The organism is Pseudomonas sp. 10-1B (assembly GCF_000935045.1).
Taxonomy (GTDB): Bacteria; Pseudomonadota; Gammaproteobacteria; order Pseudomonadales; family Pseudomonadaceae; genus Aquipseudomonas.
The window spans coordinates 1-13699 of record NZ_JYKS01000021.1 but is presented as its reverse complement, the minus strand read 5'-3'; the positions used below and the strand labels follow the sequence as shown (position 1 = coordinate 13699).

Here is a 13699-nt window from a genome sequence, read left to right as displayed (position 1 = left end):
AGGCTCGTTAAGGACGGATATGACCGAAGACCAACTGGAACAGGAAACCCTCGGCTGGCTCACTGAGCTGGGTTACGCGCACCTCTATGGGCCGGACATTGCCCACGACGGCGATAACCCCGAGCGCGAGAGCTATCGCGACGTGCTGTTGACCATGCGCCTGCGCACGGCCATCGCCCGGCTCAACCCCCAGATCCCACTGGCGGCGCGTGAGGACGCCTTACGCCAGGTGCTGGAGCTGGGCGTGCCGGTGCAGCTGTCGGCCAATCGCCTGCTTCATCGTCTGCTGGTCGGCGGTGTGCCGGTGCAGTACCAGAAGGACGGAGAGACCCGCGGCGATTTCGTGCGTCTGATCGACTGGGTGGATGTGCAGGCCAACGAGTGGCTGGCGGTCAATCAGTTCAGCATTCAGGGGCCGAAGCACACACGTCGACCGGACATCATCCTGTTCGTCAACGGCCTGCCGTTGGTGCTTCTGGAGCTAAAGAACCCGGCGGACGTGAATGCCGACCTGGTCAAGGCGTTCGACCAGCTCCAGACCTACAAAGAGCAGATTCCGGACGTCTTTCACTACAACGAGATTCTGGTGATCAGCGATGGCAGCGAGGCGTGCATGGGCTCGTTGTCCGCGGATATCGAGCGCTTCACCCGCTGGCGCACCATCGATGGGGCTACGGTCGATCCGCTGGGTGAGTTCAATGAGCTGGAGACGCTGGTGCGTGGAGTGCTGCAGCCGGCGATGCTGCTGGATTACCTGCGCTACTTCGTGCTGTTCGAGGATGACGGCCGGTTGGTGAAGAAGATTGCTGGCTATCACCAGTTTCATGCCGTGCGTGCGGCGATCCAGCAGGTGGTCAGCGCCTCGCGCCCCGGTGGCACGCACAAGGGCGGGGTGGTCTGGCATACCCAGGGCTCGGGCAAGAGCATCACCATGACCTGCTTCGCCGCCCGGGTGATGCAGGAAGCGGCGATGGAGAACCCGACCATCGTGGTGATCACCGACCGCAACGACCTGGACGGCCAGTTGTTCGGAGTGTTCTCGCTGTCGCAGGACTTGCTGCGTGAACAGCCGGTGCAGGTGGCCACCCGCGGCGATCTGCGCGAGAAACTGGCCAACCGCCCCAGTGGAGGCATTGTCTTCGCCACCATCCAGAAGTTCATGCCGGGCGAGGATGAAGACAGCTTCCCGGTGTTGTCCACGCGCTCGAATATCGTGGTGGTGGCCGATGAGGCGCACCGCACCCAATACGGCTTCAGTGCTTCGCTGAAGGTGCCGGACTTTAAGTTGGCCGAGGCCAGTGCCCGCTACCAGGTGGGTTATGCCCAGCATCTGCGCGATGCTCTGCCCAATGCTACCTTCGTGGCCTTTACCGGAACGCCGGTGTCCAGCGAAGACCGCGACACCCGTGCGGTGTTCGGCGACTACATCCATGTCTACGACATGCAACAGGCCAAGGAAGATGGCGCCACCGTGGCCATCTACTACGAGTCGCGGCTGGCCAAGCTGTCGCTCAAGGACTCGGAGCTGGCGCATATCGACGACGAGGTCGACGAGCTGGCCGAGGATGAGGAGGAAGATCAGCAATCACGCTTGAAGTCGCGCTGGGCCGCGTTGGAAAAAGTCGTGGGGGCCGAGCCGCGTATCAAGAGCGTGGCGGCCGATTTGGTGGCGCACTTCGAGGAACGCAACCAGGCGCAAAACGGCAAGGCCATGGTGGTGGCCATGAGTCGTGAGATCTGCGTGCACCTCTACAACGAGATCATCGCCCTGCGCCCCGAATGGCACGCTGAGGATCCGGAGAAGGGCGCGGTGAAGATCGTCATGACCGGTAGCGCATCGGACAAGGCGCTGCTGCGCCCGCATATTTACCCAGGGCAGGTGAAGAAGCGCCTGGAGAAGCGTTTCAAGGACCCTGCCGATCCCCTGCAATTGGTGATCGTCCGCGACATGTGGCTGACCGGTTTCGATGCGCCCTGCGTGCATACCCTGTACGTTGACAAGCCGATGAAGGGCCATAACCTGATGCAGGCCATCGCCCGGGTGAACCGGGTGTTCAAGGACAAGCAGGGCGGCCTGGTAGTGGATTACATCGGCATTGCCAACGAACTGAAGGCGGCGCTCAAGGAGTACACCGCCAGCAAAGGCAGGGGGCGGCCCACCGTCGATGCCCATGAAGCCTATGCGGTGCTGGAGGAAAAGCTCGATGTGCTACGTAGCCTGCTGTATGGCTTCGATTACGGCGACTTCCTGACTGGCGGGCACAAGCTGCTGGCCGGTGCTGCCAACCATGTGCTGGGGCTGGAGGACGGCAAGAAGCGATTTGCCGACAATGCTCTGGCCATGAGCAAGGCGTTTACCTTGTGCTGCACCCTGGACGAGGCCAAAGCCGTTCGGGAGGAAGTGGCTTTCCTACAGGCCATCAAGGTGCTGCTGATCAAGCGTGACATCAGCGCCCAAAAGAAAACCGACGAAGAACGTGAGCTGGCGATCCGCCAGATCATCGGCAATGCCGTAGTCTCCGGCGAGGTGGTGGATGTGTTCGAGGCGGTCGGTCTGGACAAGCCCAACATCGGCCTGCTCGATGATGAGTTTCTTGCCGAGGTGCGCAACCTACCGGAGAAAAACCTGGCGGTTGAGCTACTGGAGCGCCTGCTGGAGGGTGAAATCAAGAGCAAGTTCGCTAGCAACTTGGCCCAGGAGAAGAAGTTCTCCGAGCTGCTAGATAGCGTGATCAAGCGCTACCAGAACCGCTCCATCGAGACCGCCCAGGTCATCGAAGAGCTGATCGAGATGGCCAAGAAATTTGCCGCAGCGAGCAAGCGTGGAGATGCGCTGGGCCTGAATGATGACGAGTTGGCTTTCTACGATGCGCTGGCCAATAACGAGGCCTCTGTGCGAGAGCTGGGCGAGGAGATCCTAGCCAAGATCGCCCATGAGCTGACCGATAGGCTGCGCCAGAACGTAACCGTGGACTGGAGTAATCGTGACAGTGTGCGGGCCAAGCTGCGGCTTCTGGTCAAGCGCATCCTGCGTAAATATAAGTATCCGCCGGATCAGCAGGAGGAGGCGGCACAACTAGTGCTGGCGCAGGCTGAGACGCTCTGTGAGGCATGGATGTAGGGCTGGCTGCCGGTATGAACTCACAAATGCCATGACGGTCACCTCATCTCTCGCTCTCCGATCCTCGCCCCACGTCATCCCGCCAAGAGTGTTGAGTGTTATCAGGGACTAAGGCCCCTGCGACCTGTGGGGATGTCCTCTAACGCGGGACTGGCGACTCCTTGCGACCGGGAGTAAGGGCGGCACCAGGAGTCAAATAACCGTTCTATTTTATTGATTGGTATGATTTTTTTTGGCTAAAAAATAACTGCTACCCTTAAAAATACCCTTTTCCTGTCAATCCTAGTTTGGCTTTCAAGTGGGCTCTCACGTAAATGGATCTATTCTCACATCACGCGGATACTGCGTCATTTGTAGTCAGTTTACTAAATGGGAATTCGGATATTTGGCGGTTGTGGTGTCCCTGTCAAATCTCTCAGTAGAGGCCAGAGGCGTTGACAACCCTGAGCGCACCGGACAGATAAAAACCGGAAAACAGCCGCCTTTAAAAAAGAACGATCACGAAATCCACAGCCTGATAAATATTCCTCATATCGATTGATTGCATCCGTCACATCATGGTCAGTCGCAAATCTAAGTGTGGCGCTCCTACAATAGTTTCTGAAGTCGCCAAGCCACTGATTAAATGTTGGTTCATCTAGGATGTCTCGTTTCCAGCGCTCTCTGATATGAAATATAGTGTCCCAACTTTCAATGGCTTCACTCGCAGGTTGAAAGTCAATCACCCATTCAGTCATTATACGGTCGGTGGCGGCTTCGTCGACTATACTATTGTTTAGTGAAATGCTTACGCCATTTGCTAGGTATGGGTCACAAGCTATTCTGCGGTTCCCCTCATTGTCACGCAGCGGATCCTGCATATGCTTGTATGAGGCGTTACACCGGCTGCCCATGGGTGCTAAGTTTCTCAGATTTGCAGCGGCAAATGGATACTTCGATCGCGGAATGTAGTGATCTAAGTCTTCCTGCGGTGCTCCAGGTGCATCTAACCCTTCACAGCCACAGAAAGGGCATATGCGCGCGGGCATAGTTTCGCACAATACTTTATATTGACGTTGGCGAATTCCGTAATCGGTGAGGAGTCCGAAAGCGAATGTGAAAAGTTTCTTGATCGGCTCCCGAGAGGCTGCTGGCAATTCTTCTAGCTTCATGCAGTCACATTGCCGGCTTAAGAGCTCGGATATATTATTCTGTGAGCTAAGAGCCTGAAGTATCGATTCTCGGTCGGCGATGCTTAGACGCTTGATGGCCTTGGTATATGCCGCTAATCTGTCGGCTAGCCCTGTCCGGCTAGATAATCGCTCCCTATAAGCCTCTGGAAAGATATTCGGCCACTTTGGCATGCGCTTTCCTTCGTCAACTAGTGAGTGAACCTTTCTAACTGCCGCTATCATGCTTTCATGTAGCCAGTTTTCAGAAGTAGCTGCGATTGAATAGCCAAACAGCACGTTATTCCCTCGTTTTTCGTTGTAGTTGACGAATGCGATCTGCAAGAAGTATTTTTTCTACGGACTCGCCGAGAGTCTGCATGCGGTCTTGGATTTCTTGAGGGTCGTCTGAAGACTTCAACTCCTCGATTACTGCCTTGGGCACATCAGACATTGGAGGGCGTATGTCAAAGCACTCTGCTAGGATTGAGTCGAAAGTTGTTCCGAATGTTTCTATGTCGGGATGTCGAACGTCAATCTTTCCGGTCTCTGAGTTCTTCGTGAATATCAAAATACGCTCCCTTGGCATATCAGATGGAACAAAGGGAGAGTGGGTTGTAAGGAGTAAGTCCTGCAGGGCTGCGGCGCATATCTCTCTGCGCTCCCCGTTCGCTGTAGGCAAACTCAGTATTTTGGACATAAGTTTCACCCGCCATTGCGGGTTGAAGTGGGACTCCGGTTCATCAAGGAGAAAAAGAGCATTTGGGAAGGATGCCATGCACAGAGTACCTAAAAGCTGTGCCTGCTGGTGTTCCCCGTCGGAAAGCGATACGTAGTCGACAGTGCCCCTTTCTTCCTGAGCATCGAATGTAACTCGTTCGAACCTGAAAACTTTATCTTCGTCCTGGGGCTCCGGTAAGCGAGATGCAAACTTGCGCTGCTGAGTTTCTTTTTTAAATCGATCGCGCGTCGTTTTCGGGATGGCTAGATCATTTAACATTGCTAGTTTATGTAGGGCTCCATATAGCTCTAGCGCCGATGACCAGAAGGTGGCGAAAGCAATACGTGTTTCCTTTGTTATGAAAAAATCAAACGTATAGCTATCATTTTTAGGATCGTGGCTATGACTTGTCGCGCAACGTTTAAGTTGATCTAGATAATGTTCCAGCTCGTCAGTGAGCTGTATACCTTTTCTTTTATATCGACCTCGTTTTGCTTGCGCTGTTTTAGGAACTGCGGAGTGTGCGAGTTGAATAACACATCTGAACGTATGCAGGTCTTGAACGCGCGCATCGCTCAAAAGAGCTGTTCTTTGCTCTTCTGTTCCTAGGAGTAGATTAGATACTAGTACTTCTAGGTGTGTGCCATAGTCGACTAGCATTAGTCTAGTGTCTGGAACTGATTCCGAAACTGTTTCTTCATTTAGCGCCCTACGTGTGACTTCATCAGCGTAGCCACTACGAGAAACTAAAAATGGCAGGCTAAGAGTTTCGTTAGCCCCGGAGGTGTATCCAATGACTTTGGTCGGGAGAAGCGCAATAGTCTGGGGATCAGTCAGATCGCACTCTTTCCATTCGTAATCGTCAATTTTCTTAGATAGGGTTATTACGGGCCGTTTTCTCCCATGCGCTAGGCGGGATGCTCGTACTTCTATCGGCTTGTCTGCTATTTCTGAGGATATGAGATATTCGATCTCGAACAGCAGGTTTTCATTTCCTTCGCCTCGTTCTTCAGTAGGGACTACCGCATAAAACAAAGACTGAAAAGCTTCTGCAATTACCTGAATTAGCTGTGATTTTCCGGCGCCATTTGGGCCTATCAGGCAAAGCGGCTCGAATTCCATTGGCCCCGAGCTTGAGTCTCGTAAGGTGATGTCGAGACCGTCCAGTAGACCACCACACGATTTAGCGGAAACAATGTGTACTCGAAGGAGCTTCATCCTTGTACCTGCCTGAACTTCATGGTTTTTGCTTTGCTATCAAAAAATTGTTGAATGGACGGATTTTTCATGGCAAGCAGTTTAAATAGTTCTTCTTTGATAGTCTCGTAGTCTCGGGAGACTAAATTGCTGAGTTCTTCAAAAGTGAGGCCGTCCTTTGGTATCTTGGTGATCACATCTGATAGAGTTTCGCCGAGCTCCGTGTTCAATGGAGTCTTCCCTTTAGGTTCTGTAGCTCTCGCGCTCGGCCTTTGAGTTTCATTTGTATCCATGGAACGGTCGAGCATATCTTTAGCTGGTATATCGGATGGATTTTGGGACACAAAATTTCCGCTAAATGCCTTAGAAATAAGCGAAGGTACTAGTTGGTTTACCTGGGCGAGAGACACTGTATGTTTCGCATCAATTGTATCCGCGAGCGCAAAAAGAGACTCAATACGCCTCACTATCTCAGCTTGTTCCTCAGGAGGCGGAAGCGCTACTGGCAAAGATGATAAAACAGATTTGTTTATAGATGCTAAATTTGTAGTTTGTTTTCCATTGTTCAGGAAGTAAGCATGTCCCCGACTGTTGCCGTACCAAGAGATATATCGTGGCTCAAAATTTTGACAGAGCAGGCGAGCGCGAAATACATGATTTTGGTAAGTGCATTCTGGAAGCTCATCATTCCAGATCCAGCCTCTGCCAAGCTTATCTATATCGCCTCCCTCGTTAAAGAGTATGTCTCCGGCTTTCAAAAGTAAGCTTTCGAATTTTTCAGGTGGTACACGAATAGACTTAACTTCGTCTAAGTTCAAAAAGCCACGTTGAACATTGGCTACACGCAAGTAGGGTATCTCGCGATGGAGGTGAGACTGTTTTTTTAAGTCTTTGGTTATTCCGCCCTGAATTGAAGCAATTTCTGAGAGTCGTACAGCTTTCCAGCTTGAAGGGAATTGATATGTCTTGAAAGAACCGCTTTCGTCGATTTCAAAAGATTGAAAGTCATCGTGTATATTTTTAGCTTCCCGCCACTCAGCGGATAGTTCTCCACTTGTTGCAGACTCCAAAATGGCCTGCCGGAAGTCGTTTAGCACTTTCGGTATACGGTCAAGGCGCTCCCTGCAAAAATTTGCACGAGAAATAAGACGCTCAAGTTTATCCGCGATCCGTCTTTGCTCGGGTAGCGGTGCAAGCAAAATAGGGATGTTTTTAAGCTTTGCTTGAGACAGATTGCGCATGGACTCACTTGTCCCTGTCGCATTGGCTTCTATGTAAGTCCGAGCAATAGGTGAACGTAACGCCAGCACTAAATAACGGGGATCAACAAGTTCAGCTTTATAAAGCACGCGCAAAATTTTATCGGGGAGCATCAAGTAGTCGTAGTCTTTGTCGACTAGGACTGGAGCTCCTACCAGCGTAGTGGTATTCGCTCGAGAAATGAGCAGATCGCCTGATTTAACTGTTTCATGAGGGCGTGGCCTGTCAATAGGGGCAAGTGCTTTATTTTCTTCTGGCTGAAACCGTCCCCAAGTAACGGCACTAATTTTTAACACGCCAAACTCATTCGGCCCTGCAGGCGTGCCAGCCGCCTGAATACTCCTACCCGTTTCGAAACCGTCAATAACCTGGCCCAGTGTGGCTTCAATCCAGCCATTCGGAAGCGTGTTCACTCCTCGCCCTCATCCAGCTCCTCGCCTAACTCCAACAAAATTCCCTTCAGATCTTCCAATGCCTGTTCCAGTTCGCCAACAGCTTCACGAGCTAGTAGTGCTGGATCTGAGGGCAGTTCATGCTGTCTTTCTCCGTCATCCTTTAACCAAGAAATGTCCAGGTTGTCGCCTCGGTTCGCAATGAAATCTCTCGTGAAAACACGCCAGCGTCCTAGTTCGCCCTGATCTTTGCGGCTAGATAAGCTTGTGGTATCTCCATAAGGATCATCTCCAAATTCAGCTTCAAATTCGGCAAAGAGTTTTTTAGTAAGCTGAGTGCGCTTTCCAAATTGAGGCATGTTCGTGCGCATGTCATATACCCAAACTTGGGTTGTGTTATCTTTATTTTTTTTGCCTCTAGTTAAAAATAAAACATTTGTTTTTACTGTTTGCGCATAAAAAATCCCTGTGGGAAGTCGGAGAATTGTATGCAGGTTGCACTTATCCATGAGTTCTCGACGGACTTCTGCAGCTATACTTCTATCACATAGTACATTGTCAGGGAGTACAATTGCGGCCCGGCCACCTGGCGCGAGGGTATTGATAATATGCTGTACGAAACAGAGTTGTTTGTTACTTGATGCGAATGGTAGATCAGTCCGTGCGGGTAATCCACCGCCCTTTTTGGTTCCGAAAGGGGGGTTGCTCAGAACCAAAGTAGCACCTGTTTTGGCTAAAGTTTCGCCTTCAGTGCCAAGTGTGTCGCCGTAGTGTATTCCGCCTTTTGTAGGCCCCATATCTCCCGCACTGTTAATGCCGTGGAGTGTGAGGTTCATAAGTGCTAATCGATGAGTGTCTTGGACGTGTTCCATCCCAAAAAAAGTTTCGCAACTTAACTTGCGTTTCTGGGACTTGCTGAGTGCATCGAACTTGTTGTGTTCTTTAAGATAATGATGGGCAGCGATCAAGAATCCGCCCGTGCCAGCTGCTGGGTCCTGGATTCGATCGTCTAAATTAGGCCTCATTACTGCAACCATACTGTCTATCAGAACGCGCGGCGTAAAGTATTGTCCAGCTCCGCTTTTCTTTTCGTTAGCGTTTTTTTCTAAAAGGCCTTCATATATGTCGCCTAAACCTTCTTGTCGAGCGCTATACCAATCTAGCTTGTCTATTTCAGTTACTAAAGAAGATAGCGTTGCAGGTTTTTTAATGAAGCTGCTTGCGTTTGCAAATATTTCTTTTACGATTGGCGAGCTATGGCTCCCCAGACGAATTAAGGTGACCTTGTAGAATTCCAGGCGTTGATCAGGGCTTTGCGCAACTAAGTCGGTCCACTCGCATCCAGCAGGTATTTGGTCCGTTTGACCGGTCTCATCTACCATCTTTAAGAATAAGAGATAAGTGAGCTCCGTGAGATATTGATGGTACGTCACACCATCGTCCTTCAAGACGTTGCACAGGTTCCAGAGCTTGCCGACAATATCTTTAGTAGTCATTTGGACGAGACTGAGAGTTGAGCAGCCGGTAGGTGGATCGACTGGCTGCCTGTGCGGGTTTTGTTCACCAAAGGCATCGGATCGGTTTCCAAATTTGTAGCGGCATGTATCTAGGATTTTCCGGCGGCTGTGTAGCTCCACCGTAGCGTTTTGGACCAAAAACTGGTTTCGTTTAGGGTCTCGGTGTCTTTTGGCGTGCTGCGTTCTTTGGGACGAACGATCTTTGAGAAGCATAGCGCCAAGGTTGGCTATTTTCTCAGTTCTATGGAGAAATTGAAACCTTAGGAGTCTGCAGACCTGCTGACCTCTGGGTTCCTCGATGGTGAGGCTGCGCATACCCATGGCTAGCCAAACCATAGCTTTCCAAGCCTGCGACCGACCAGTCTTAAGGTGAGGATGTAGTAGTAGCGCGTAGCAGTGGAGTGGTGCTTTGAGCTTTGGTTCAGAAACCACATGAGATGCTTTTTTCGCCAGCTCCATGGGTTGCTCAGCCCCCAACGGCTTTCGATGGCTGCTTGAATCGTCTTAGCCTGGCGTATGTGACGTTCACGTGTGGCATGGGCCCCTGTCACTATCCCTGTTAGGAAAGCCTCCATATCGAATGGCCTATTCATGATTGACCACCAATGTAAGCCGAGACCACGTCGAGGCGGCCGTGCCCGAGCTCATAGCTGATTTGTTTTCGGGCACCATGATCAAAATTACGATCGACGTGGTCGTGACTCACGGCATTGATAGGAGCAGGATGCAGGGTGATCTGCTCATAGCGCTCACACGCGTATGCCGCTCGTAGCTCATGGAAGCCTTTGAGCTTGTGGGCATGCAGGATGTCTCTCGCTGGGCGGATGATTTTTTGCAGAAGATTCAGGTAGCTTTCGTGTGTCGCAATTAGGTTGTGGCTACCCACAGGTGACACTTGCTGTGCAAACCCAAGCGCCTCGCGAACATGGTCGCTCACCGCGATCCAACGGGGCGCCGAAGCCCCGGCGCGGCCGCCTTTGGTGCCTTCCTGAATGTTGATCCTGTCTAGGTTGTTGGCCTCACGGCTTAGCCGTGGCAGGTCTGCCAGGATGGCTTCACGCAAGCGCATGCCGGTAGCGCGGGCCAACAGAACGATCGCAGCGGCTCGTAGCTGATGATGGCGGCAAAGTGCATCGACGATCTGCTTCACCTGTTCGCGGTCTTGGCCCTGCGGCACTGACTGGCGAATCCCAGTGCGCTGCATTCCCAACGCTTTGCTCGGGTTTGACAGTTTTACATGCTGATCACCGCGAAGCGCCGCCATAGTTCTGTTAACGCTGGATAGCCGGTTTTGCGCGGTACTGACGGCGAGGTCACCGTGCTCAACAAGGTCCCGCAGGTACGCCGCATAGTCGGCCAATACCTTCCGATCGATTTGTCGCGCATCATTGATCCCTGGCCCCTGTTCGGAACGGCACCATTTCACGAATGCCCGCCACCTATCACTGTGCGCTTTGACTGTGCCGTAGTGTCCTCCGCCGAACATGTCTTCCAGCGCCTGCGGCCCTGCGTAGCTCAATTGTCTGCCGTAACCGAAGTTGCGGCCATCGCGTCTACCTACCAATGCCATGTCAGTCACCTCATCATCCGCTCTCCGATCCTCGCCCCACGTCATCCCGCCAAGAATGCTGAGTGTTATCAGGGATCAAGGCCCCTGCGACCTGTGGGGAATGTCCACTACGCGGGACTGGCGGCTCCTTACGTCCGGGAGCAAGGGCATCTCATGATCTGGCCTCCTGAGCACCGTTGCCGGTGGGCGGGTGGAGGCAGCATTGGCTGACGAAACCAGTACCTAAAGATCCTGAGCCAAGTGCAAGCAGCAATGCGATGACCGGGGCATGCCTGATTGTCAGTCAGGTGCAGTCCATTCCTTGGTCTGCGGCGCCATCATCTACAGCGCTGTTGCTGGTGACATCGGCGTTTGTCACGCCGATTGTCACGCCGATTGTCACGAGGGGGAATGCCGCAAAGCCTTGTGCGATCAGGGCTGCAGCAGTGGTAGAAGTGCCCGTCTCTTTCCAGAAGAAAGAGACGGGCACAGGTTGGCGCAATATTTCGGCCAAGCGGATAGGTTGCTGCAGGGCAGCGAGGTGCGGAGCATCTGGCGCACGAGCGCTATATGTGTAAGAGCATTCATCACATGGGTAGTGACCGGGCGAGCTGCCGAATGCGAATCGCCCTTGGGAAGAACCACCGCGAGAGCGGCGTGGCTTTGAAGGTTCGGGCCACCTGGGGTGCTGTCATCGACAGCGCTTGCACGGCCAGTTCTACGCCTGTGGATAAACTCGGTCAAGTGCCGAAATTTAGCGCTCTTTGGGGCGTGAAAAGCGGTTATCTACCGATGGAATTCCGTGGTAAATCCCGGACAACGTCGTGGCTTTTAGCTCTTCAAAGTAAGGTCCATCCAAACAGGGCGGCTTTGCAGCCCTGTTTGGATGGACCCGTATTAAAAAGCGGATAAGCGAGGCTGCCTGCCCCGAATCTTGAGCGCTCAAATGTTGCTGCTGCGGTTCTTGCGCTGTACAGCGCTAGCGTATCGGCACCACGTTCTTGTCTCTGACTTGGCCGTATGCTGAGGCAAGCAGGCTGCCGGTGGCGGCCTTCTGGATGTACTCACTCCACCAAGCCATCATCGGACGCCGGCGCTCGATGTAGTCGGCCCGGTTGTAAGCGCTGCGCACCTCATCCTTGTCGACATGCGCCAGTGCGACCTCAATGAGTTCCGGGTCCCAGCCATGCTCGTTCAAGATGGTGCTGGCCATCGAGCGCATGCCGTGGCTAACCAATCGATCCTGAAAACCCATGCGTTTCAACGCCATGTTGGCGGTCTGGCTATTGGCGTGGGTGCGTGGATTTCTATCGGCCGGGAAGACGTATTCGCGATGGCCGCTGTGAGTCTTCAGTGACTCCAATAGTGCGACAGCATGATCACTCAACGGGATGCTGTGTGGACGGCGCTTCTTCATACGCTCCGGTGGGATAGTCCAGACACGCCTTTCGAAGTCAATGTCTGCCCAGCGAGTAGTCGCCGCCTCGGCGGGGCGGGTCATCGTGTGCAACTGCCATTCGATCAGGCAGCGGGTGGTGCGTTTGATGCTGGCGTTCGCGATCTCCAGCATGAGCTCCGGGAGCTCTTCGGGTGGAAGCGCAGCCATGTTCTCTTTTTTGGGCTTCTTGAAGACTGCCCTGATGCCGCTGAGCGGGTTGGCGAAGATCAGGCCGGAGTTTACGCCGTAGGTCATGATCTCGTTGAGTCGTTGGCTGAGACGCTTGACCGTCTCCAGGCTGCCTTTCGCTTCGATTGGGCGAAGCAATGCGATCACCATCGGAGCGGTGATCTTCGTCAGTGGCGTCGTCTTCAAATCGGGGAACACGTGCAGCGTGAGCGATCGCCAAATGTCCTCGGCGTAGGCCGGGGTGACCGAGTCTTTCTTGAGTTCAAACCAGGCGGTGGCCACGTTCTCAAAGGTGTGTTCGGTTTCCGCGCGTTTGGCTTCATTCAACGTATTGCGTTGCACCTTCGGATCGATGCCTTGAGCGAGCAGCTCGCGGGCTTCGACTGCCTTCTTTCGTGCGTTCGCCAGTGACAGTTCGGGGTAGGTCCCGAAGCCAATGTTTATGCGCTTCTTGGTCACCGGTTCGCGGTAGTTGAAATTCCACAGCAACGAGCCGTTGCTGCGTACGCGGAGCTGCAAACCGTCACCGTCAGTGAGGACATAATCCTTGGACGCGGGTTTGACTCCTTTGAGCTGTCGATCGGAGAGGCGGAGGTTTTGGGCAGGCATGAGATTGTCCTCAAGCACTGATTCGGTATTCCAAAGATTAGCACCGGGTGAGTTGGAATACCGCCTGGAATACCCGAATGGCTGGAACTCAAAAACTCTTGAAAGACCGCAAAAGCGCTGGAGGCCGCGTTTTTACTGGCTTTCAGGCAAAAAAAAAGACGTCCGTGGACGTCTTTTTTTGATCATTTGGTGGAGCCGGGGGAATTAAAGATTTATACATAAGATATTGTTTTAAATGGATTTATTTAAAAGTTCATTATTAAGTGCCCCCATAAGTGCCCCCGTGCACGTATTTCCGATGAGCGGCTATTTAAGGAGTTGAACTGGCGTCCTGAATCTCGTTAGCGACCGGGCGAGGCCAGTCAACCACCGGGAGCATTTAATAGAGTCGGTCGTGTACAGCACAACCTCGGTTAGCTGGCCAGAGGGTTTGATGCCCAGCTCAGACCGGTTGCTGGGTAGATGTCAGGTCACGCAGTTGGGTTTTTTCAGCGGCAGCGCACCATGGGCTCATCTAAGACGATTTGAGCTGAGGTGCGGTATGAGACACTCGATGGT

8 protein-coding genes are annotated in these 13699 nt (G+C 52.9%); 1 reads left to right on the top strand and 7 read right to left on the bottom strand.

Features of this window, described 5'->3' with window-relative positions; translation table 11 throughout:
* Window positions 1–19: 19 nt before the first annotated feature.
* Window positions 20–3121 carry a type I restriction endonuclease subunit R gene (locus TZ03_RS12690; protein ID WP_051098005.1) on the top strand — a complete coding sequence of 1034 codons (3102 nt, stop codon included), beginning with the start codon at window positions 20–22 and terminating at the stop codon, window positions 3119–3121.
* 365 nt (window positions 3122–3486) lie between these two features.
* Here the strand turns inward: TZ03_RS12690 and TZ03_RS30175 are convergent, their stop codons facing one another.
* From TZ03_RS30175 to TZ03_RS12655, 7 genes are all read right to left on the bottom strand, one after another.
* A complete protein-coding gene (locus TZ03_RS30175) occupies window positions 3487–4614 on the bottom strand; it encodes a hypothetical protein (protein ID WP_152645442.1) in 1128 nt (375 codons plus the stop codon).
* Window positions 4571–6208 (bottom strand): restriction system-associated AAA family ATPase, encoded by a 1638-nt coding sequence (locus TZ03_RS12685; protein ID WP_051098004.1) that lies wholly within the window; start codon window positions 6206–6208, stop codon window positions 4571–4573. Before TZ03_RS12685 ends, TZ03_RS30175 begins: the two co-directional genes overlap by 44 nt.
* A complete protein-coding gene (locus TZ03_RS28745; protein WP_082056622.1) occupies window positions 6205–7860 on the bottom strand; it encodes a restriction endonuclease subunit S in 1656 nt (551 codons plus the stop codon). Before TZ03_RS28745 ends, TZ03_RS12685 begins: the two co-directional genes overlap by 4 nt.
* Window positions 7857–9335 carry an N-6 DNA methylase gene (locus tag TZ03_RS12670; protein WP_051098146.1) on the bottom strand — a complete coding sequence of 493 codons (1479 nt, stop codon included), beginning with the start codon at window positions 9333–9335 and terminating at the stop codon, window positions 7857–7859. The genes TZ03_RS28745 and TZ03_RS12670 overlap by 4 nt, the downstream gene beginning before the upstream one ends.
* Window positions 9336–9945: 610 nt before the next feature.
* The gene (locus tag TZ03_RS12665; protein ID WP_051098144.1) at window positions 9946–10926 is read right to left on the bottom strand and encodes an integrase domain-containing protein; all 981 of its coding nucleotides are present in this window, start codon (window positions 10924–10926) and stop codon (window positions 9946–9948) included.
* Window positions 10927–11209: 283 nt separating this feature from the next.
* On the bottom strand, window positions 11210–11419 hold the full coding sequence (locus TZ03_RS12660; protein ID WP_236692824.1) for a hypothetical protein: 210 nt from the start codon (window positions 11417–11419) through the stop codon (window positions 11210–11212).
* A gap of 465 nt (window positions 11420–11884) precedes the next feature.
* Complete coding sequence (locus TZ03_RS12655) at window positions 11885–13141, bottom strand: integrase domain-containing protein (protein ID WP_051097997.1); 1257 nt, start codon at window positions 13139–13141, stop codon at window positions 11885–11887.
* Between the last annotated feature and the right edge of the window lie 558 nt (window positions 13142–13699).

Bases quoted from the DNA above. Each gene is read 5' to 3' on its own strand.
- TZ03_RS12685 (WP_051098004.1), bottom strand. From the start codon at position 6,208: ATGAAGCTCCTTCGAGTACACATTGTTTCCGCTAAATCGTGTGGTGGT.
- TZ03_RS12670 (WP_051098146.1), bottom strand. From the start codon at position 9,335: ATGACTACTAAAGATATTGTCGGCAAGCTCTGGAACCTGTGCAACGTC.
- TZ03_RS12690 (WP_051098005.1), top strand. From the start codon at position 20: ATGACCGAAGACCAACTGGAACAGGAAACCCTCGGCTGGCTCACTGAG.
- TZ03_RS12655 (WP_051097997.1), bottom strand. From the start codon at position 13,141: ATGCCTGCCCAAAACCTCCGCCTCTCCGATCGACAGCTCAAAGGAGTC.
- TZ03_RS12665 (WP_051098144.1), bottom strand. From the start codon at position 10,926: ATGGCATTGGTAGGTAGACGCGATGGCCGCAACTTCGGTTACGGCAGA.